At 73.8% G+C, this 20,853-nt stretch carries 18 protein-coding genes; 7 read left to right on the forward strand and 11 right to left on the reverse strand.

What is annotated here, in order from left to right; all coding sequences use genetic code 11:
- Positions 1 to 90 precede the first annotated feature (90 nt).
- Complete coding sequence (locus ACZ4WV_RS20090) at positions 91 to 999, reverse strand: aldo/keto reductase (protein ID WP_465748474.1); 909 nt, start codon at positions 997 to 999, stop codon at positions 91 to 93.
- Positions 996 to 1,886, reverse strand: a complete 891-nt coding sequence (locus tag ACZ4WV_RS20095) for an NAD-dependent epimerase/dehydratase family protein (RefSeq protein WP_465748476.1) — start codon at positions 1,884 to 1,886, stop codon at positions 996 to 998. The genes ACZ4WV_RS20090 and ACZ4WV_RS20095 overlap by 4 nt, the downstream gene beginning before the upstream one ends.
- 109 nt (positions 1,887 to 1,995) lie before the next feature.
- On the opposite strand from ACZ4WV_RS20095, the gene ACZ4WV_RS20100 reads away from it, so the two are divergent.
- From ACZ4WV_RS20100 to ACZ4WV_RS20110, 3 genes are all read left to right on the forward strand, one after another.
- Entirely contained in the window at positions 1,996 to 2,742 is a 747-nt protein-coding gene (locus ACZ4WV_RS20100; protein WP_465748478.1) for a LysR family transcriptional regulator, read from the forward strand.
- Between the two features lie 262 nt (positions 2,743 to 3,004).
- The gene (locus ACZ4WV_RS20105) at positions 3,005 to 3,643 is read left to right on the forward strand and encodes a GDSL-type esterase/lipase family protein (protein WP_465748480.1); all 639 of its coding nucleotides are present in this window, start codon (positions 3,005 to 3,007) and stop codon (positions 3,641 to 3,643) included.
- 161 nt (positions 3,644 to 3,804) lie between these two features.
- The gene (locus ACZ4WV_RS20110) at positions 3,805 to 4,764 is read left to right on the forward strand and encodes an aldo/keto reductase (RefSeq protein ID WP_465748482.1); all 960 of its coding nucleotides are present in this window, start codon (positions 3,805 to 3,807) and stop codon (positions 4,762 to 4,764) included.
- 20 nt (positions 4,765 to 4,784) lie between these two features.
- Here the strand turns inward: ACZ4WV_RS20110 and ACZ4WV_RS20115 are convergent, their stop codons facing one another.
- From ACZ4WV_RS20115 to ACZ4WV_RS20130, 4 genes are all read right to left on the reverse strand, one after another.
- Complete coding sequence (locus tag ACZ4WV_RS20115; protein ID WP_465748484.1) at positions 4,785 to 5,354, reverse strand: GNAT family N-acetyltransferase; 570 nt, start codon at positions 5,352 to 5,354, stop codon at positions 4,785 to 4,787.
- A gap of 99 nt (positions 5,355 to 5,453) precedes the next feature.
- Positions 5,454 to 6,137: a nitroreductase family protein gene (locus ACZ4WV_RS20120; protein WP_465748486.1), complete on the reverse strand. Its 684-nt coding sequence runs from the start codon at positions 6,135 to 6,137 to the stop codon at positions 5,454 to 5,456.
- Between the two features lie 116 nt (positions 6,138 to 6,253).
- The gene (locus ACZ4WV_RS20125) at positions 6,254 to 7,891 is read right to left on the reverse strand and encodes an ABC-F family ATP-binding cassette domain-containing protein (protein ID WP_465748488.1); all 1,638 of its coding nucleotides are present in this window, start codon (positions 7,889 to 7,891) and stop codon (positions 6,254 to 6,256) included.
- Positions 7,892 to 8,100: 209 nt separating this feature from the next.
- Positions 8,101 to 9,318 carry a trypsin-like serine peptidase gene (locus ACZ4WV_RS20130; protein WP_465748490.1) on the reverse strand — a complete coding sequence of 406 codons (1,218 nt, stop codon included), beginning with the start codon at positions 9,316 to 9,318 and terminating at the stop codon, positions 8,101 to 8,103.
- Positions 9,319 to 9,845: 527 nt separating this feature from the next.
- Here ACZ4WV_RS20130 and ACZ4WV_RS20135 point away from each other — a divergent pair.
- Positions 9,846 to 11,453: an ABC-F family ATP-binding cassette domain-containing protein gene (locus tag ACZ4WV_RS20135; protein WP_465748492.1), complete on the forward strand. Its 1,608-nt coding sequence runs from the start codon at positions 9,846 to 9,848 to the stop codon at positions 11,451 to 11,453.
- A gap of 47 nt (positions 11,454 to 11,500) precedes the next feature.
- On the opposite strand, the gene ACZ4WV_RS20140 is transcribed toward ACZ4WV_RS20135, so the two are convergent.
- The 5 genes from ACZ4WV_RS20140 to ACZ4WV_RS20160 all read right to left on the reverse strand — a co-directional run bounded on the left by ACZ4WV_RS20140 (position 11,501) and on the right by ACZ4WV_RS20160 (position 16,923).
- Positions 11,501 to 12,901, reverse strand: coding sequence for a S41 family peptidase (locus ACZ4WV_RS20140; RefSeq protein WP_465748494.1), 1,401 nt, complete (start codon positions 12,899 to 12,901; stop codon positions 11,501 to 11,503).
- A gap of 431 nt (positions 12,902 to 13,332) precedes the next feature.
- Entirely contained in the window at positions 13,333 to 13,980 is a 648-nt protein-coding gene (locus ACZ4WV_RS20145) for a Pr6Pr family membrane protein (RefSeq protein WP_465748496.1), read from the reverse strand.
- Between the two features lie 235 nt (positions 13,981 to 14,215).
- On the reverse strand, positions 14,216 to 14,899 hold the full coding sequence (locus ACZ4WV_RS20150) for a response regulator transcription factor (protein WP_465748498.1): 684 nt from the start codon (positions 14,897 to 14,899) through the stop codon (positions 14,216 to 14,218).
- Entirely contained in the window at positions 14,896 to 16,158 is a 1,263-nt protein-coding gene (locus ACZ4WV_RS20155; protein WP_465748500.1) for a sensor histidine kinase, read from the reverse strand. The genes ACZ4WV_RS20150 and ACZ4WV_RS20155 overlap by 4 nt, the downstream gene beginning before the upstream one ends.
- Before the next feature lie 225 nt (positions 16,159 to 16,383).
- Complete coding sequence (locus ACZ4WV_RS20160) at positions 16,384 to 16,923, reverse strand: GNAT family N-acetyltransferase (protein ID WP_465748502.1); 540 nt, start codon at positions 16,921 to 16,923, stop codon at positions 16,384 to 16,386.
- Positions 16,924 to 17,163: 240 nt separating this feature from the next.
- Here ACZ4WV_RS20160 and ACZ4WV_RS20165 point away from each other — a divergent pair, with 240 nt between their 5' ends.
- From ACZ4WV_RS20165 to ACZ4WV_RS20175, 3 genes are read left to right on the forward strand one after another with little or no spacing between them, the layout of a single operon-like run.
- Positions 17,164 to 18,402, forward strand: a complete 1,239-nt coding sequence (locus ACZ4WV_RS20165) for a CaiB/BaiF CoA transferase family protein (RefSeq protein ID WP_465748504.1) — start codon at positions 17,164 to 17,166, stop codon at positions 18,400 to 18,402.
- A gap of 2 nt (positions 18,403 to 18,404) precedes the next feature.
- On the forward strand, positions 18,405 to 19,547 hold the full coding sequence (locus ACZ4WV_RS20170) for an acyl-CoA dehydrogenase family protein (protein ID WP_465748506.1): 1,143 nt from the start codon (positions 18,405 to 18,407) through the stop codon (positions 19,545 to 19,547).
- Between the two features lie 46 nt (positions 19,548 to 19,593).
- Positions 19,594 to 20,808, forward strand: coding sequence for an acetyl-CoA C-acetyltransferase (locus ACZ4WV_RS20175; protein WP_465748508.1), 1,215 nt, complete (start codon positions 19,594 to 19,596; stop codon positions 20,806 to 20,808).
- The last annotated feature ends 45 nt before the right edge of the window (positions 20,809 to 20,853 follow it).

Below are 20,853 nucleotides of genomic sequence, written 5' to 3' on the forward strand. Positions count from 1 at the left end.
GTGCTGAGGATCAAACTGGACTAGACCAGCTGGGCACGTCAAGCGCTTGTGGCGTCCGGGAACCCGTCGAGGGCAGGTTTTAGGGGTGCTTTAAGGACGGGGTGTCAGTCCCCCCAGCTCCGCCAGTTCCCTGGCGGACAGGGTGAGTTCGGCCGCCGCGGCCGAGTCGCGGATGGACGCCGGTCGGCGGGCGCCGGGAATCGGGATGACGGCGGGGGACTGCGCCAGGTGCCAGGCGAGGCAGATCCGTTGGGGGCTGACGCCGCGGGCCCGGGCGAGGGCGTGGAAGGGGGTGTCCGCGCTGGGTGCGCCGGTGCCCGGGTCGTCGACGGCGCTGGGCGAGATCCCCCCGAGCGGGCTCCAGGGCAGGAAGGCCAGGCCCAGTTCGGTGCAGAGGTCCAGGGTGTCGCGGGCGCCCTGGTGGGCGGGGGAGAAGCGGTCCTGCACGGAGACCAGGCGTGCGCCGAGGATCTCGTGCGCGGTGCGGATCTGCCCGCGGTCCACGTTGGACAGGCCCACCATCCGGATGGTCCCGGCGTCGGCGAGCTCCCGCAGCGCGCCGACGGAATCGGCGAAGGGGACGGCCGGGTCGGGCTTGTGGAGCTGGTAGAGGCCGATGGTCTCGACGCCCAGGCGGGCGGCGGAGGCCTCGGCCGCCCGGCGCAGGTGGCGCGGGTCGCCGTTGACCGTCCACGTCCCGTCGCCGGGGCGGCCCCGGCCGCCCTTGGTGGCGATCAGGACCTCGTCCGGTCCGCCGCCGCGGTGGGCGGCGAGCGCCCGGGCGATCAGGCGTTCGTTGTGGCCGGTTTCGCCGGCGTGCCAGTGGTAGCTGTCGGCGGTGTCGATCAGCGTCACGCCCGCGTCCAGGGCGGAGTGGATCACGGCGACCGCCTGGTCCTCGTCCGGGCGGCCTTCCACCGACAGTGGCATGGCGCCGAGGCCGATGGCGCGCACCGGGGTGCCGCCGATGGTGCGGGTCGGAGCGGGGGCGGTGGTCATCGGCGGGACTCCTTGACGGCCTGGGGCAGCCAGTCGGTGATCGGGGAGAAGCGGAAACCGAGGCGGGCCGCCCGGCCGGTGTCCATCGGGTAGCAGCGGTCGAAGGAGAACGGCGAGGGCGGTTCACCGGCCCCGGTGACGAGCCTCGGCTCGGTGCCGGTCTCCCGCGCCACGGCCGCGCACAACTCGCGGACGTCGAGCGTTCCGTGGGAGGCGGCGTTGACCGGGCCGGTGAAGTCGGCGGTCGCGGTCCAGGCCAGGAAGCGGGCGATCTCCGCGGCGGAGACGAAGGACGCGCGCTGCGGCGCCGAGTGGACGGCGATCGGCAGGCCGCGCTCGATCCGCTCCACGTAGTGCGCCAGCCGCCCGGTGAAGTCGGCGCCGCCGAGGACGTGCGCGGTGCGCACGGTGACGAGGTCGAAGGGCGCCTGCCGGGTGAGCAGGGCCTCGGCCTGGCGTTTGCCGTCGCCGTAGTGGTCCTCCAGGAACGCCCGGTCGTGCCAGGGGAGTCGGAGGTCCACCGACTGGGCCGACAGGTCGAGGGCCGGTTCGGCGAGGGCCGGTCCGCCGGGGCGGCCGAGGTGGGCGTAGACCTCGACGGTGGAGGTCAGCACGTAGCGCGGAGTGCGGTCGGCGAAGACCCGGGCGGCCACGGCCGCCTGGACGGGCGTGTAGCAGACCTGGTCGACCACCGCGTCGAAGCGCCGGCCGGCGAGCGCCGCTCGCAGCGCGGTCTCGTCGTCGCGGTCGGCGCGCAGGTGGGTGACGCCCGGCGGCGCGGGCGCCGAGCCGCGGTTGACGACGGTCACCGCCGCGCCCGCCGCCCGCAGTTCCTCGACCACCCGTCTTCCGAAGTGGCGGCTGCCGCCGATCACGCACACGTCCACGCTCTCGTTCCCCTCCCGGTCCGGTACTGCCCGTTCCCGGTGATCAGCCTGCCGTGGCCGGGTCGACAGCGGTAGTGTCGCTTCGAATGCCTCGTCATTAGGAGAACTGTTGATCGACGTTCAGCGGCTCGCGGTGCTGCGGGAGGTCGCCCGCTGCGGCAGCTTCAACCAGGCGGCCGCGGCGCTGCACTGCACACCCTCGGCGGTGTCGCAGCAGATCGCCGCGCTGGAACGCGGCCTCGGTGCGCCCGCGGTGGAGCGCTCCACGCGCGGGGTCACGCTCACCGAGGCGGGGCGCCTGCTGGTGGAGGCCGCCGACGCGATCGCCGCCGAACTGGCCGACACCGCGCAGCGCATCGGGAAGCTGACCGCCGAGCGCACCGCCCTCGCTGTAGCCGCCTTCACCAGCGGCGGCCGGCGGCTGCTGCCCGCGGCGCTCGGCGGGTTCGTCGCCGACCACCCGGAGGTGGAACTGACGATCCTGGAGGCGGAGCCGGAGGAGAGCCTGCCCGCCGTCCGCGAGGGGCGGGCCGACCTCGCCCTCGCCTACCACCTGGACGGCCCGCCGCCCGCCCGCCCCGGCGACCGCTCCGGGCTGGACTGGACGCCGCTCGGCGAGGACCCGCTGCGGGTCGTGCTGCCGCGCCACCACCCGGTCGCGGCCGGCTACCGGCTCCGCCCCGAGCCGCTGCACCTGGCCGAACTCGCCGACCAGCGTTGGATCCTGGGCTGTCGCAAGTCCGCAGGCCAGCTCGCCCGCCACGCCGCCCTGGCCGGCGTCGACCTGCGGATCTCCTGCACCGCGACGGACTACGAGTTCGCCCAGTCCCTGGTCCGCGCAGGCGTATCGCGCTGATTCCCGAGATCGGGCTGACCGGGCACCCGGACCTGGCCGCCCTCCCGCTCGCCGAGCCCGGCCCGCGCCGGCACCTGGGCGTGGCCCTCGCCCGCCGCCGCCGGGGACCCGCCGCGCGACTGGCGGAGGAACTGGCGGCCCGACTCGCGGCTGCGGCGGCGGAGACTGCGGCTGAGGAGACGGCGGCGGAGCAGGTCCAGGCCCAGGTGGACGTGGTGAAACCCGGAGGCGCGCGCCCCGCTCGCACCTCTACGTTGGCCCGATGACCATACGAACACCGCACGATCCCTTCGACGGCCCGCGGATCCACTTCCTCGGCGACTCCTTCGTCCAGGGCCTCGGCGACCCGGAGTTCCGTGGCTGGGTCGGCCGGGTGCTCCAGGCCGCCGCCCCGCACGCCAGCGCCTTCAACCTCGGTGTCCGGCGCAACAGTTCGGCGCAGGTGCGGCAGCGCTGCTGGGCCGAGGTGGAGGCCCGTACCCTCCCCGGCGCGGACCACCGGCTGGTGCTCTCCTTCGGCGCCAACGACGCGGTGGTGGAAGGCGGCGCGACCCGCGTCGCCCACGCGGACACCCTGGCCAACCTCACCGCCCTGCTCGACGGCGCCCGCGAGCGTGGCATCGCCGCCCTGGTGGTCGGCCCGCCCCCGGTGGTCGGCATGGGCGCGGACCACCTGGAGCGGCTGCTGCGGCTCGTCCCCGCGATGGCCGGAATCTGCGCCTCGCGCGACGTCCCGTTCGTCGACGTCACCGAGGCGCTGGCCCAGGATCCGACCTGGACGGCCGAGGCGGAGGCGACGGACGGCGCCCACCCGGGTGCCGGCGGCTACGCCCGGCTCGCGGAGCTGGTGCTCGACGGCGGCTTCGGTGACTGGATCAAGCCAAGGCCGGGTCGGGCTTGACCTCGAGTGCACTCGAAGGTGAAAGCTGGACGCGTTGATCCAATCCACCGTGATCCACCCCGGGGCGAACCGAACCCGGGGTGATCAAACCCAGGGCAACCACCCCAGGGCGGCCCAGCCCAGGGTGAACGAGCCCACGGACATCGAATCGGAGCACTGGCATGCGCAACGCCTCGTTCGGCAGCAACGGCCCTGAGGTCGGCGTCATCGGCCTCGGCTGCATGGGAATGACCTTCGCCTACGACGTGCGGAACCGCGACGACGAGAGGTCGGTCGGGGTGATCCGCCAGGCCCTGGACCTCGGCGTCACCCTGATCGACACCGCCGACATGTACGGCCCCTTCACCAACGAGGAGGTGGTCGGCACCGCGCTGGCCGGCCCCTACCGCGAGCGAGCCTTCCTGGCCACCAAGGTGGGCATCGTCCCCGGCGAGGTGGGCGCGGCGGCCGCCCGGGACGGCAGCCCCGAGCACGTCCGCCGTTCGATCGACGACAGCCTGCGCCGCCTGGGCACCGACCACGTCGACCTCTACCAGCTGCACCGGGTCGACCCGGACGTCCCGATCGAGGAGACCTGGGGAGCGCTGGCCGAGACCGTCCAGGCCGGCAAGGCGCTCCGGATCGGCCTCTCCGAGGTGACCGTCGAGGAGATCAAGCGGGCCCAGGCGGTGCACCCGGTCGCCTCGGTGCAGTCCGAGCTGTCGCTGTGGACCCGGGACGTGCTGGCCGACGTGCTGCCCTACACCGAGGAGCAGGGCATCGCCTTCCTGCCGTACTCGCCGCTCGGCCGTGGCTTCCTGACCGGCAGCATCTCCTCCTTCGACGAGCTGCCCGAGGACGACTTCCGCCGCCGGCTGCCGCGCTTCCAGCAGGACGCGCTGAAGACGAACCTGGCGCTGGTCGCCAAGGTCAGGGAGATCGCCGAGCGGGTCGGCGCCACGCCCGCGCAGGTCGCCCTGGCCTGGGTGCTGGCGCAGGGCCGGTACGTCTTCCCGATCCCGGGCACCAAGACGCCGCGCTACCTGGTGGAGAACGTGGCCGCGGCGGACGTCCGGCTCTCGGCGGCCGACCTGGCCGAGCTGGACGCGCTGCCGGCCGCGGAGGGCGGACGCTACAGCTGACCGCCGCCGGGGCCGCGTCGTCAGCGCTCCATGACCCACACCAGCTGCCGTCCGGTCTCGCCCGGAGCCCGTACGGCGGCCTCGGCGACCCGCTCCAGCCGGTAGCCGAGCTTGCGGGGGACGGCCGCGCTGGCGCGGTTCGCCTGGTCGCAGCGGATCTCCACCCGCGCGATCCCGGGCAGCGCACCGGCCGCGGTGGTGGCGATGCCGCGGCCGACGTGCCGGGCGGCGACCCAGTAGCCGATCTCCAGCGCACCCGGGCCGATCCGCCCGTGCAGCCCGAAGGCGCCAGCCACCCGGCCGGGTTCGGCGTCCAGTTCGGCCAGGTACATGAAGTCCGTGCCGGCCTCCCAGGCGGCCGTGCCGGCCCGGGTGAGCTCCATGGTCCGTGCCCGGGTGGGAGCCTCGGCCGCCCATTCCATCCAGGGCCGCAGATGGTCCAGGTTGGCGCGGACGGCCCGGTTCAGCGCCGCCGCGTGGGTGCTGCGGCGGCGGTGCAGGCGCAGGCCGCCGGGCAGCCGGAGCAGCTCGGGCGGGCGTCCGGGGGAGACCTCCGGTGGGTTGCAGGGCCGTGGCTGTCCTCGCGTCATGGCGGCGATTATGTCCTTGGCCCGGACCTGTCACCATCCGGCACCCGCGCCCGCGCCCGGCCGGGGGCGCGTCCCGCGCACCCGGCGCACGGCCGGTGGTCAGAGCCGGACCATCACCTCGTCGAGCTCCTTGCGCCGCAGATCCGGCACCCGCGCCCCCTCGGCCGGGTAGCCGACCGGGATGACGTAGGCGGCCCGCTCCTCCGCCGGGCGGTCGCACACCTCGTTCAGGAACCTCATCGGGCTCGGCGTGTGGGTCAGCGTGGCCAGCCCGGCCTGGTGCAGCGTGGCCAGCAGCAGCCCGACCGCGATGCCCACCGACTCCTTCGTGTAGTACGGCCGCGGTGACCGCGGCCCCTTGTGCACCTCGAACACCACGATCACGGCCGGCGCGTCCTCCAGGAACGGCTTGTGCCAGTCGGTGCCGATCGGCGCCAGCGCGGCCAGCCACTCCGCCGAGGCCCGGTGGCCGTAGAACTCGCGCTCCTCGGCCTCGGCCGCCTCGCGCAGCCGCCGCTTGCGCTCCGGATCGGTGACCACCACGAACCGCCACGGCTGGACGTGCGCACCGCTCGGCGCGGTGCTCGCGGTGCGCACCGCCCACTCGACCACCCCGTCCGGGATCGGCCGGGTGGCGAACTGGCGGACGGTCCGGCGCCGTGCCATCACGTCGTGGAAGGCCTTGCTGCGGGCCTCGGCCTCGTGGGCCGGCACCGTCATCGGGGTGAGCGGGACGGTCGGGTACGGCGTCCCGGCCGCGTCTCCGTCTGGGCTGTCAACCATGGGCGACAGCACAGCACATGACGGCCCGCCCGGGAAGAGGTCGAGACCAATCCCGGGGTGCCCGGGCGCTTCCGGAGCTCCCCCCGCGGGCGCTTCCGGAACTCGCCGCGGTCGGGCTACAGCTCGTGCACCCGCCCGTCCCGGACCTCGATCCGCCGGTTCACCGTCACGGTCTCCAGCATCCGCCGGTCGTGGGTGACCAGCAGCAGCGTCCCGGTGTAGGAGCCGAGCGCGGCCTCCAACTGCTCGATCGCCGGCAGGTCCAGGTGGTTGGTGGGCTCGTCCAGCACCAGCAGGTTGACCCCGCGCGCCTGCAGCAGCGCCAGCGCGGCCCGGGTGCGCTCGCCGGGGGAGAGGGTGCCGGCCGGGCGCAGCACGTGCGCCGCCTTGAGGCCGAACTTGGCCAGCACGGTGCGCACCTCCTCCGGGGTGAACTCCGGTACGGCCGCCGCGAAGGCGTCGGACAGCGGCTCCCCGCCGAGGAACAGCCCACGCGCCTGGTCGACCTCGCCGACGACCACGCCGGAGCCCAAGGAGGCGCTGCCGCCGTCGAGTTCGAGCCGCCCGAGCAGGGCGGCCAGCAGCGTGGACTTGCCCGCGCCGTTGGCGCCGGTGATGGCGATCCGGTCGGCCCAGTCGATCTGCAGGTCCACCGGGCCGAAGGCGAAGTCGCCGCGCCGGGCGACGGCCCCGCGCAGCGTGGCGACCACCGAGCCGGAGCGCGGAGCGGTGGCGATCTCCATCCGCAGCTCCCACTCCTTGCGCGGCTCCTCGACCACGTCCAGCCGCTCGATCATCCGCTGGGTCTGCCGGGCCTTGGAGGCCTGCTTCTCGGTGGACTCGGCCCGCATCGCGCGGCCGATCTTGTCGTTGTCGGAGGACTTGCGGCGGGCGTTGCGCACGCCGTGCTCCATCCAGCCGCGCTGCATCCGGGCGCGGGACTCCAGCCCGGCCCTGGTGTCGGCGTACTCCTCGTACTCCTCGCGCGCGTGCCGGCGGGCCACCGCCCGCTCCTCCAGGTACGCCTCGTAACCGCCGCCGTACAGGTTGACCTGCTGCTGGTGGAGGTCCAGCTCCAGCACCTTGGTCACGGTGCGGGCCAGGAACTCGCGGTCGTGGCTGATCACCACGGTGCCGGCGCGCAGGCCCTTGACGAAGGCCTCCAGCCGCTCGAGACCGTCCAGGTCGAGGTCGTTGGTGGGCTCGTCCAGCAGGAACACGTCGTAGCGGGAGAGCAGCAGCGAGGCCAGGCCCGCGCGGGCGGCCTGACCGCCGGAGAGCGCCGTCATCGGCAGGTCGAGGGAGACCTTCAGGCCGAGCGAGTCGGCGACCTCCTCGGCCCGCTCCTCGAGGTCGGCGCCGCCGAGCTCCAGCCAGCGGTCCAGGCTCGCCGCGTAGTCGTCGTCGGCACCCGCCCGGCCCTCGACCAGGCCCTCGGTGGCCTCGTCCAGCGCCGCCTGGGCGGCCGCGACGCCGGTGCGCCGGGCCAGGAAGTCGCGCACCGACTCGCCCGCGCGCCGCTCCGGCTCCTGCGGGAGGTGGCCGATGTTGGCGCTCGCCGGGCTGAGCCGCAGTGTGCCGCCCTCGGGGGTGTCCAAGCCCGCCAGTAGGCGCAGCAGGGTCGACTTGCCGGCGCCGTTCACGCCGACCAGGCCGATCACGTCGCCCGGGGCGACGACCAGGTCCAGGCCGGAGAAGAGGGTGCGTTCGCCGTGGCCGGCGCTGAGGTCCTTGACTACGAGTGTGGCGCTCATGATGCAGCCGATTGTAGGAGGAGCGGGGGCGGCAGCGGAAAAGCCCGGGGGCCGCGGACGTGGCAGCCGCGGCCCCCGGGGGCGCTCACTCGGTCGGGTCTCCGGTTCGGCCGGTCGACCCGTGGGTCTCCGGTCAACCCGTGGGCCTATCGATTCGGCCGGTCCCGGGCTTCCGAGCACCGGTCACGCGGCCCTCTCGGAGGGACCGGTCACTTGGCCTTCTTGGAGAAGTAGTCGAACATGTGCGCCGCGACGTCCTCCAGGTACGGGCCGGCCTCGTAGGTGTTGGCGCCGTTGCCGATCGAGGTGTCGCTGACCAGGGCCGGCTTGCCGTCCTTGGTGGCGTACCAGCCGCCGCCGCTGCTGCCGCCGGTCATGTTGCAGCCGATCATCAGCATCGCCGGACGGCTCGGGTCGCCGGTCTTCGCGGCCGGCTTGCCGCCGTCGCAGTGCTCCAGCTCGACGCCGTCGAAGGGCTTGCCCTCCGGGAAGCCGTAGTTGGAGACGGCGGCCAGCTGGTCACGCGGGGCGTTGAACCACAGCGGCACCGAACCGCCGACGGTCTCCTCCAGCGACTTGCCGTTCGGGTCCGGGTTGGCGACCTTGATGATGCCGAAGTCGTACTGGCTCCACGGGCCGCCGTGCTCCGGGTCGGCCTCGGCCGTCCACTGCGGCGAGACCATGCCGGCGGTCGCGCCCCACTCGCCGTACGGCTCGGCGTCCTCCAGCTTGGACTTCTGCTTGTTGCCGTTGCTCAGCACGCCGTTGCTGTTGAAGGCCGGGGCGAAGGTGATGTCGGTGTAGTACTTGTTGCCCTTGCCGCCGTGCAGGCAGTGGCTCGCGGTCCACACCAGGTTGCTCTTGCCCGGGTTGGCCGGGTCGGAGACGACGGTGCCGGAGCAGACGTAGTCCTCGTTGCCGTCCTTGAAGAAGATCTTGCCGTTGACGTGCATGTTCTTCGGGAACGGGTGCGCCACGGGCTTCGCCGGGACGACGGCCGGCGGCTGGTCCGGCGCGGCCGGCGGCTGGGCGGCGGTGGGCTGGGCCGGGGCCGCGCCGGTCGGCTGCGCCGGGGCCTGGGTCGGAGCCTGCGTCGGGCCCTGGGCCGGGGCCTGGGGCAGCGGCTTCGGCTTGGCGTTCAGGAGCTTCTGCAGCGTCCAGTAGCCCTTGGTCGCCGGGGTGATGACGTTCGCCTGGGCCCACTTGTCCCAGTCCTCGAGCTTCCAGGTCTTCAGCTCTTCGAGCGTCGGAAGCTTGATCGGGGCCGCGCCCGGCTTGCCGGAGGCGCTCGCCGCGACGGTGGGAGCCGAGGTCTCGGCTCCGGCCGGATCGCTGTTGTCCGGCCCGCAACCGGTGGCGACCACCATGGTCAGCGCGGCGACGGAGGCGCCCAGAACGGCACGGCTGGGCCGGGATATCGATGACATGAGTTCAAATCCCCCTGTTGACTACCGCCGTGCGGCCCGGTCGGCGGGTGCGGCCCCCGGAGGCCGCAGGCACGGCAGGTGAGGAGTCTGCCATGCGGATAAGGAAGTCCTTACACCCGCCCCCGACCGGTACGGAGCTGTCACCGGATCGGCACCGGATCGGCACCCGGCCTCCGTCGAGGACCGGGAACCGGGGGCGGAGGGGGCAACCGGGGGCGGGGGCAGCCGGGACGGGCGGGGTGCCGGAAATCCGGTTGCACGCCCCTTCCGGCGTCCTTACCGTGGAACGCGTCGTCAGCCAGACAAGGAGAAGGCCGTTGCTCTACTGAGGTCCCAGGACACCGCCCCGCCGCGCAGGCCAGGTTCGTTGCCGCGCGGTGTGCGACGTGTGCGACCTCAGTCACGGCCGTGGCGCCTTGCTGCTTGCTGCTTGCTCCGCCCCTGTTCCCAAGCCGTACCGGTCCCGCACCCGCGGTGTCCTCCCGTGTTGCTCATCACCCCCTTCAGCAACCATCCGGGAGGCCTACATGGCACAACCCACCACCGCCGTCCTCTGCACCGACCTCACCTTCGAGTGGCCCGACGGCAAGCCCGTCCTGGACGGCTTCAACCTCGCCGTCGGCCCAGGCTGCACCGGACTGATCGGGCTCAACGGCTCCGGCAAGTCCACCCTGCTGCGGCTGATCGCCGGTGAGCTCACCCCGAGCGGCGGCACCGTCCGGATCGCGGGCGAACTCGGCTACCTGCCCCAGGGCCTGACGCTCGACACCGGTGTGCGGGTCGACGAGGCGCTCGGCATCCGGGCCACCCGGGAGGCCCTGCACGCGATCGAGTCCGGTGACACCGACCAGCGGCATTTCGACGCGGTCGGCGACGACTGGGACGTCGAGGAGCGCGCCCGCGCCACCCTCGACCGGCTCGGTCTGCACCGCCTCGGCCTCGACCGCACCACCGGCGAACTCTCCGGCGGCGAGGCGGTCTTGCTGCGGCTCGCCGCCCTGCTGCTGCGCCGGCCCGACGTCCTGCTGCTGGACGAGCCCACCAACAACCTCGACCGGACGGCCCGCGAGCGGCTCTACGACACCGTGGCCGGCTGGAACGGCGTCATGGTGATCGTCAGCCACGACCGCGAACTGCTCGACCGCGTCGACCAGATCGCCGATCTGCGGGACGGCGAGGTGACGTGGTACGGCGGCAACTTCACCGAGTACGAGCGGACCCTCGCCGCCCAGCAGGAGACGGCCGAGCGGCTGCTGCGCAACGCCGAGGCCGACGTCCAGCGCCAGAAGCGGGACCTGGTCGAGGCCCGCTCCAAGCTGGAGCGCAGCGCCGCCTACGGCAAGAAGCGCTCGGTCACCCGCAACGACCCGCACATCTTCGCCGGAATGCTCAAGCGCAAGGGCCAGGAGACGGCGGGCCGGGTGGCCGGCATGCACACCGAGCGACTGGAGGAGGCCAAACAGCGGCTCGCCGTCGCCGAGGAGGCCGTGCGCGACGACGCGGAGATCCGGATCGACCTGCCGCGCACCGCCGTGCCGGCCGGCCGCACCGTGCTCACCCTGCAGAAGGTCCGGCTGCCCTGCGGCGCCACCGCCGACCTCGACCTGCGCGGCCCCGAGCGGATCGCCCTGGTCGGCCGCAACGGCTCCGGCAAGACCACGCTGCTGCGCACCATCGCGGGCGAACTCTCCCCGGTGGAGGGCCGGATCACCGCGCCGGTGTCGTCGCGCCACCTGCCGCAGCGGCTCGACCTGCTGGACGACGAGCTGACCGTCGCGGAGAACGTCAAGCTCTTCGCCCCCGGCGCCGGGGACAACGCGGTCCGCGCCCGGCTGGCCCGCTTCCTGTTCCGGGGCGCCCGGGCCGACCAGCGGGCCGGCACCCTGTCCGGCGGCGAGCGGTTCCGGGCGACACTGGCGGCCCTGCTGCTGGCCGACCCGCCGCCGCAGCTGCTGCTGCTCGACGAGCCGACCAACAACCTCGACCTCGCCAGCGTCCGCCAGCTCACCCAGGCGCTCGCCGCCTATCAGGGCGCGCTGATCGTGGTCAGCCACGACCTGCCGTTCCTGCGCGGCCTGGGGCTGACCAGGTGGCTGGAGCTGGACGGCGAACTGCGGGCGGTGGACCCGATGTAGCGGCAGCGGGTGCCGGGGAGGCGCGGTCGGGCCGGCGCGGCGGTCACCTACCGGTTCCGGTCACCCGGGCCGTCCCGGCCGTCCTGGCCGTCCTGACCACCGCGGCCGTCCTGGGCCTCCTCGGTGAGCACCCGGCGGGCCGTGCTCAGGGCCGAGTCCTTGAGCCCGGCCAGCTCGTCGGGGGTGAACACTGGGGTGCGGAGGTCCGGCGGGATGCCCGGACCGTCGAAGGTGTCGCCGTTCCGGGTGAGGTACTTCTCGTTCGGCAGGACGACCATCAGGTCCGGCGAGACGGGCTTGAGCAGGACGTCGGAGAAGACGCCCTGGGTGTTCTCGCCGATCCGGGTCACGAGCGGGCGGCGCCCCATCAGGGCCTGGGTGAAGGTCTCCGCCGCGCTGGCCGAGATCGAGGAGGTGAGCACCGCCACCGGCCCGGTGAAGTGCGGGCCTGCGGAGGGCCGCACGGCGATCGGCTCGGGCCGGGTGAACTTCGTCGGGTCGGCCGGGTCGTCACGCGCCGTCTTCCGGTAGGCGAGGTACGGGTGGTCGGTGAGCCGGGCGGCGATGTGCAGCCCGAGCGCGTCCGAACCGCCGCCGTTCAGCCGTACGTCGACGACCAGGCCGCGGAGCCGGCCGGGCCCGGCCCCCAGGGCGTCCAGCGCCCGGTCCAGTTCGGCGACCTGGCTGCCGTAGTCGCCGTCGGTGTAGGCGTCGAAGCTGCTCACCCGAAGGTAGCCGATGCCGTCGGGGAGCCTGCCCACGCCGAGCTTCCCGCCGGCGAAGAGCTGCTCAGGACCGGTGAGTTGGGCGGCGGACGCCTGCCGGGCCCGCTCGGTCAGCTCCTTGGTGCGCTGCGTCGTGCCGGGCCGTCGGCCGCCGAAGACCGGCTGGGGCTGCCCGTCGACCACCCGGGCCAGCCCGGTGTGCGCATCGCCGAGCGGCCGGAGCATGGCGACGAAGACCTCCTCCAGCTGTTCGACCGTCGTCGCCGGGGTGATCCTGCGCCGCTGCTCGTCCCGGACGGCGTGCCAGTCGATGCCCTTGGCCGCGAAGAAGGGGTAGTTCTCCTCGAAGGTCTCCCAGAACCGGTCGAAGACGGCGAGCGGGTCGTTCGGCGCCGGGCGGGTGCACAGCGGCGGCAGGGCGTCGAGCCGGACCAGCGTCTTGGTGCCGACCTCGCCCTCCTCGCGGTCGAGCACGCGGTCCCGCCCCCGCGGCGTGAGCGTCAGCGCGTCGATGCCCTGGACGTAGCGGGTGGTGCCGTCCGGTCCGGGCGGGCCGGCCTGCGTCGCGGTGAACCACCCGGGCACGCAGCTGTGCGCCGTCACGTCGTAGGTGGTCAGCCGGCTCCCGGAGACGGCCACCACCGTGCCGTAGCCGTCCATCCGCCAGACGCCCTCCGGCGAACCCCCCGGCCGGCCCGGCGTCGCGGCCGTTTCCGGCGCCATTTCCATCCCCGTCCCCGCCGCCGGCCCCGTGACCGCCGTCCCCGTCGCGGTGACCGTCGTCGCCGTGACCGCAATCGCCGGTCCGGCCGTGGTCGCCACCCCCGCCGTCGTCGCCAGTGCCACCGCCGCGGCCGCCGCCCTGCCGGCCCGTCGGTGCGTCGTCCTGGGCTTGTGCGTCATTCCCGGCCTCCGCCGAATCCCCGGCCTCCCCCGCGGAACCCCTCCGCCACCGCGGCCTCCGACGCTACGCCCGGCCGCGCCGGCCGGGCGTCATCCGACGCGCCGTACCCGTGTCCTCCTCCGGGCCTACCGCCGGGCGGGCCGAACGGTCCCTGGGAGGGATCGACAGCACGGCCTGTGACGGCGGGTGGACATCATCGAGCACGCGGAGCGGGGGCGCGCCACGATCCGCGAGGCTGCCGCCGCCCGCCTCACGCGTTCGCTGGTCGGAGCTTCGCCGCGACCAGCGTGCCCAGCCGGTCGAGCCCGACGACGAGTGCGGCGAGCGCGGTGAACTCGACGGTCAGCTGGGCGATCTGGCCCCACACGTACCCGTAGCCCTCGGTGGTCGGGTCGAAGAAGAAGTACGGGTACGGCGTCGGGAAGTCGGCGAACAGTGCGTTGCGGGCGAGCACGATCGCCGCGTAGCCGAGCGGGAAGGTCAGCCAGAGCGGGATGTCCCGCCAGGCCGCCGCGTTGCGCGGCTTCAGCAGCAGCCAGTCGGTGAGCACCGCCAGCGGCGTCACGTAGTGCAGGAAGAAGGACGACCAGTGCGCCAGCCGGTCGGGCCCGCTGACCAGTCCGGGCAGGGGGTCGGCGCCGTGCTGGAGCAGGATGTGCGAGACCAGCCCGATGATCAGGATGTACAGCGTCGCGGCGCCGCGTAGCCGGGGCGCCGGCGCGTCCACGGTGTCGCGCTTGATCATCCAGTACACCGCGCCGATGTAGTAGCCGAGCACGATGACGTTGCTCTGCACGGTGAAGTACACCAGCGACGACGTCCCGAGGGACAGGCCGAGGGCCGCGGAGAGCACGATGCCCGTGCGCCACCACAGCGCGGGGCGGGTCCGGACTGTCATGCGGCCACCAGTTCGTTCCAGGCGATACGGGCGGTATCGGACGGCGAGGGGGAGGACCGCACTCTACGTGCCGGTACCGCCCGGAGGGAACCTCCGTTCGATCCGGTGCGTCGTCGCACGACCACGACCACGACCACGACCACGACCACGACCACGACCCCGACCACGACCGACCCCGACCCGCACGCGCCGGGCGGCGCACGCGGCCTTCGCCGCCGACCTTTCTCCCGTGGAGTCAGCCGGGCAGCACGAAGCCCGACTCGTACGCCGCGATCACCGCCTGGGTGCGGTCCCGGGCCCCCAGTTTGGCCAGCACGCTCCCCACGTGCGTCTTCACCGTCTCCTGGCTCACCACCAACTGCCGGGCGATCTCGCCGTTGTTGAGCCCGGTGGCCATCAGCCGCAGCACCTGCCCCTCCCGCTCGGTCAGCCGCCCGATCGGCCCCGGGGCCACGGACGCCTCCCGCTGCCCGCCCGCGCCGTGGCGCAGTGCGAGTTGGCGCACGGCCGCCGGGAAGAGCAGCGAGTCCCCGCGCGCGACCAGCCGCACCGCCTGGACCATCTCCTCCGCCCGCGCCCGCTTGAGCAGGAAGCCGGCGGCGCCCGCGCGCAGCGCGTCGTACACGTGGTCGTCGTGCTCGAAGGTGGTGACCACCAGGATCCTCGGCGGCTCGGCCATGCCGCCGACCAGCTGCTCGGTGGCCCGGATCCCGTTGATGCCGGGCATCCGGACGTCCATCAGCACCACGTCCGGGCGCAGCTCGCGCACCAGCGGGATGACCTCGGCGCCGTCGGCGGCCTCGCCGACCACGGTGAGGTCCGGTTCGGCGTTGATCACCGCCCGCAGGCCCATCCGGACCAGCCGCTCGTCGTCCGCGATCACCACTCGGATGTCGCCGTGCCGGGTGCCCTCGTTCACGATGTCCCTCCCACCGGCAGCCAGACGGCCAGCCGCCACGTCGTTCCGTCCTCGCTCGGTCCTGCCGCGCTGCCGCCGCGCAGGGCCGTGGCGCGTTCCCCGATCCCGCGCAGTCCGCGCCCGCCGCCGGGGCGGCTGGGGCGGGCGGCGCCGAGCGGGTTGGTCAGTTCGATCTCCAGCCGGCCGGTGCCGAGGGCGACCCGCAGTCCGGCCGGGGCGGGCCCGGCGTGCCGCAGCACGTTGGTCAGGCCCTCCTGCACGATCCGGTACGCCTCGCGCGAGACCTCGGCGGGGAGCCCGGCCAGGCCCGGGTCCAGTTCGGCGTCCACCGTGACGCCGGTGCGGGCGAGTTGGCGCAGCAGGTCGTCCAGCTCGGCGAGCGTCGGCCGTGGCGGTTCGGCGGCGGCCTCCTCCTCGCGCAGGAGCCCGAGCACGGTGTCCAGTTCGGCGACGGCCCCGCGGGCGGCCTCCTCGATCGCCCGCAGTGCCTCGGCGGCGAAGTCCGGGTCGGTGCGCAGCACCCGGGCGGCGGCCGAGGCCTGGATTCCGACCGCGCTGAGCGCGTGCCCGACCGAGTCGTGCAGCTCGCGGGCCAGCCGGTTGCGCTGGGCCAGCACGGTGGCCCGCCGCTCGGCGGCGGCCAGCCGCTCCTCCGGGGTCGGCCCGAGCAGGGCGGGTGCCCAGCGGGCGAGCAGCGCGCCGCCGGCGGCGTTGGTGCCGACGATCAGCAGCAGCACGGCCAGGCCCAGCGCGGGGCCGGTGAGCATCGAGCCGGGGAAGCGGTCCGCCCAGTCCCGGGTGAGGCCCCCGGACTCACCGAGGCCCGTCATCAGCGCCACCGAGAACGGCACCCCGGCGAGCGTCATCCCGGCGACCACTCCGCCACAGAACAGGTGCAGGACGAACCAGGCCGCGGCGCGCCACCTCGCCGCCCACGAGCGGCCCGGCCCGGTGGCCAGCTCGTCCGGCCGCGCCACCATGCACAGCGCCCGCGCGGCCGCGCCCTCCAGCGCCCGGACGGTCGGCACCAGCGCGGTGACGGCGGCCATCGGCAGCGAGGTGAACAGCGCGACCAGCTGCAGCAGCACCTGTTCCAGGTGCCCCTGGCCGGGGTTGAGAGCGCCGAGCGTCACCACCGACAGGAGCCAGTACGGCATCAGCAGGGCGCCGCCCAGCACCAGATGCACCCAGCGCAGCCGGGCCCGTCGCCCGAACAACGCCTCGATCACCGGCCGCAGCCGGCCGCCCCCCGTATCCACCCGGGTGACTCTACGTCAGGGTGTCGGCGGCGGCGGAGCCGTCACGCCACCTCGGTCAGGTACGGGCACGGTCGCCACCGTCGCGCTCCGGGCCGCCCCGGCCCGGCCGGCCCCCACCGCATCCTCGTCACTCCTCATACGCCCAGGGTCGCCCCGGTTCCCGGCCCGCCACCTCGTCCCCGTGCCGGATCCCGCTCCCCCCGGCGGGGGATCCGGGCCCCGGGCTCAGGCCATCCGGTGGATCAGCCGTTCCTCCCGGTCGACCCGTCCGCCGGGGTCCGCCACCAGCCCGAGCCGTTCCGCGAGCCGCCGTGAGGGCAGGTTGTCCGGCCGGATGAGCGCGACCACCGGGACCCCGGGGATCCGCGGCAGCGCCTCCGCCATCGCCGCCCGTGCCGCCTCCGCCGCGTACCCCTTGCCCCAGGCGGACGGCCGGAACCGGTAGTAGAGGTTCAACGCCTGCTCGCCGTCCAGCTCGAACAGGTGCAGCCCGGCGAACCCGATGATCACCTCCGGGTCCTCCCGCGTCGACACGGCGCAGTACCCGACCCCGTCCCGGACCCAGTCGGCCGTGAACCCGTCCAGCTGCTCCTGCGCCTGCCCGAGGTCCCGCTGCGGCCCGTGCGGGTTGTACCGGTTGGTCTCCGGATCCCCGTGGACGGCGAACACCGCCTCCGTGTCCCCCTGCTGCGGCCGCGTCAGGATGAGCCGTTCGGACACGGCGACGGTGGTGCGGGCGGCAGCGGTCCGCTCGGCGATGGTCATGGCACGTCCTCCGGGGTGGCGAACATCGATCGATGTAATAGGTCAACGGCACGGTAGACCGTGACAGGGGTGGAACGCACTCCTCTTTCCCGGCGTCGGAGCCGCGGGATTCCCCGCGTTCGCGGGCGGGGGGAGGGGGCGACACCGGGTGGATGAGGAGGTCTTGTTACCGGTCGGTCGCTTCCCTATCATCGCGGGTGTTACAGCTTTACTGTCAAACCCTGAAGGGGTCTGCGGCCAGTGCGTGACACAGGCAGTCCAGCGGACGGCGCCGGCGGTCCGGGACCGTTGGCGGGTGTGCGGGTGGTGGAGCTCGCGGGGATCGGGCCCGGGCCGTTCGCGGCGATGCTGTTGGGGGATCTCGGCGCGGACGTGGTGCGGGTGGACCGGCCGGAGCCGTCGCCGTTGGGCGCGGATCCGGCGTACGACCTGACCAACCGGAACAAGCGGTCGGTGCTGATCGACCTCAAGGCGCCCGATGGCCCAGGGCGGGTGCTGGACCTGGTGGAGCGGGCGGACCTGCTGATCGAGGGCTACCGGCCGGGCGTCGCGGAGCGGCTCGGGGTGGGGCCGGAGGCGTGTCTGGGGCGCAACCCGGCGCTCGTGTACGGGCGGATGACCGGGTGGGGCCAGCAGGGGCCGCGGGCCGCGACCGCCGGGCACGACCTCGGGTACGCGGCAGTGGCCGGGGTGCTCGGGATGGTCGCGGCACCGGGAGGAGCGCCGGGCGGGGTCGCGGGCGGGGCCCCGGACGGCGCGGCGGACGGGGCGCCGGGAATCCCCGCGAACCTGCTCGGGGACTACGCCGGCGGCTCGCTGTACCTGGTCGTCGGCCTGCTCGCCGGGCTGCACCACGCCCGGGCGACCGGCACCGGGCAGGTGGTCGACGCCGCGATCGTGGACGGCGCGGCGCACCTGAGCAGCATGCTGTGGGGCCTGCTCGCGGCCGGGCACTGGCAGGACCGCCGGGGCGTCAACCTGCTGGACGGCGGCGCGCCGTTCTACGCGATCTACCGGGCGGCCGACGGCGGACACCTCGCGGTGGGCGCGCTGGAGCCCCGGTTCTACGCCGAGTTCGCCCGCCTGCTGGACCTGGGCCCGGACGCGCCCGGGCAGTACGACCTCGCCCGCTGGCCCGAACTGCGCGCCCGGATCGCCGACCGCTTCGCCACCCGGACCAGGGCGGAGTGGGAGGCCGTCTTCGCCGGTTCCGACGCCTGCGTGGAACCGGTGTTGACGATGCGTCAGGCCGCTGAGGACGGGCACCTGGCGGCGCGCGGCACCTTCATCGAGGCGGGCGGCATCACCCAGCCCGCCCCGGCACCGCGGTTCTCCGCGACCCCCGGAGCGCTGCGCCGGCCGCCGGCCCGGCCGGGCGCGGACACCGCCGAGGTGGCCCGCGACTGGGGCGTGCCGTCCCTCGATCCGCCGGCCACGGCCACGTCTGGCCCCAACTCCCCAGCGAACCAAGGAGTGTAGCGTTGCAGCGCGAGATCTTCACCGAGCAGCACGAGGACTTCCGGGCCACCGTGAAGGCCTTCCTCGCCAAGGAGGTGCTGCCGCACTACGACCGCTGGGAGAAGGCCGGCATCGTCGACCGCTCCGCCTGGCTCGCGGCCGGGCGCCAGGGCCTGCTCGGCCCGGCCGTCCCCGAGGAGTACGGCGGTGGCGGCACCCCGGACTTCCGCTACGCCGCCGTCCTGGCCGAGGAGTTCGCCCGGGCCGGTGCCTCCGGGCTGGCGATCGGCCTGCACAACGACATCATCGGCCCCTACCTCACCTCGCTCGCCACCGAGGAGCAGAAGCGCCGCTGGCTGCCCGGCTTCTGCACCGGCGAACTGATCACCGCGATCGCGATGACCGAGCCCGGCGCCGGCTCCGACCTCCAGGGCATCCGCACCCACGCGGTCGACCGCGGCGACCACTACCTGCTCAACGGCGTCAAGACCTTCATCTCCAACGGCATCCTCGCGGACCTGGTGATCGTGGTCGCCCGTACCACCCCCGAGGGTGGGGCGCACGGCCTGAGCCTGCTGGCCGTCGAGCGCGGCATGCCCGGGTTCGAGCGCGGCCGCAACCTCGACAAGATCGGCCAGAAGGCCCAGGACACCGCGGAGTTGTTCTTCGAGGACGTCCGGGTGCCGAAGGAGAACCTGCTCGGCGAGCTCAACGGCGGTTTCGTCCACCTGATGCAGAACCTCGCCCAGGAGCGGCTCACCATCGCCGCCGCGGCGATCGCCGGGGCCGAGTACCTGGTCGAGATCACCACCGACTACGTCAAGCAGCGCGAGGCGTTCGGCCGTCCGCTGGCCAAGCTCCAGCACGTCCGCTTCGAGATCGCCGAACTCGCCACCGAGTGCGCGATCACCCGGACCTTCGTCGACCGCTGCATCACCGAGCACAACCGCTACGCGCTCACCCCGGCCGACGCCTCGATGGCCAAGTGGTGGGCCACCGAACTGCAGAAGCGCACCGCCGACCGCTGCCTCCAACTCCACGGAGGCTACGGCTACATGAGCGAGTTCCCGGTCGCCCGGGCGTTCACCGACGGCCGCATCCAGACCATCTACGGCGGCACCACCGAGATCATGAAGGAGATCGTCGGCCGCTCCATCCTCGGCTGAGCATCGGCAACCCTCAGGAACCCCCGCCCCGAAAGGCACTTCCATCGTGACCACCGAAGCGTACGTCTACGACGCGATCCGCACCCCGCGCGGCCGCGGCAAGGCCACCGGCTCGCTGCACGGCACCAAGCCGATCGACCTGGTCGTCGGGCTCATCCACGAACTGCGCGGCCGCTACCCCGAGCTGGATCCGGCCGCGATCGACGACATCGTGCTCGGCGTGGTCAGCCCGGTCGGCGACCAGGGCTCCGACATCGCCCGGATCGCCGCGATCGCGGCCGGCCTGCCCGACACCGTCGCCGGAGTCCAGGAGAACCGCTTCTGCGCCTCCGGCCTGGAAGCCGTCAACCTGGCCGCCGCCAAGATCCGCTCGGGCTGGGAGGACCTGATCCTGGCCGGCGGCGTGGAGTCGATGTCCCGGGTCAAGATGGCCTCCGACGGCGGCGCCTGGTTCGCCGACCCGATGACCGCCTACGAGACGAACTTCGCCCCGCAGGGCATCGGCGCCGACCTCATCGCCACCATCGAGGGCTTCTCCCGCACCGACGTGGACGCCTTCGCCGCCGAGTCCCAGGCCCGCGCCGCCAAGGCCCAGGCGGACGGCCTGTTCGACCGCTCGGTGGTGCCGGTGCGCGACCGCAACGGCCTGGTCGTCCTGGAACGCGACGAGTTCATCCGCCCCGGCACCACCGTCGAGACCCTGGCCGGCCTCAAGCCCTCCTTCGCCCAGATCGGCGAGGCCGGCGGCTTCGACGCCGTCGCCCTGCAGAAGTACCACTGGGTGGAGGCCATCGACCACGTCCACCACGCGGGCAACTCCTCCGGCATCGTGGACGGCGCCGCCCTCGTCGCCATCGGCAACCGCGAGGTCGGCGAGCGGTACGGACTGCGCCCGCGCGCCCGGATCGTCTCCGCCGCCGTCTCCGGCTCCGAACCCACCATCATGCTCACCGGTCCCGCCCCGGCCACCCGCAAGGCGCTCGCCAAGGCCGGCCTCACCGCCGCCGACATCGACCTGGTCGAGATCAACGAGGCCTTCGCGGCCGTCGCGCTCCGCTTCATCCGCGAACTCGGCTTCCGCCACGACCAGGTGAACGTCAACGGCGGCGCGATCGCCCTCGGCCACCCGCTCGGCGCCACCGGCGCGATGCTCCTCGGCACCGTGATCGACGAACTGGAGCGGCGCGACCTGCGCTACGGCCTGATCACCCTCTGCGTGGGCGGCGGCATGGGCATCGCCACCGTCGTCGAGCGCGTCTGACCACCCCGCCCCGCAGACCCGCAGACCGGTAGACCGGCAGACCTG

It is taken from the genome of Kitasatospora sp. NPDC029312 (assembly GCF_055569215.1).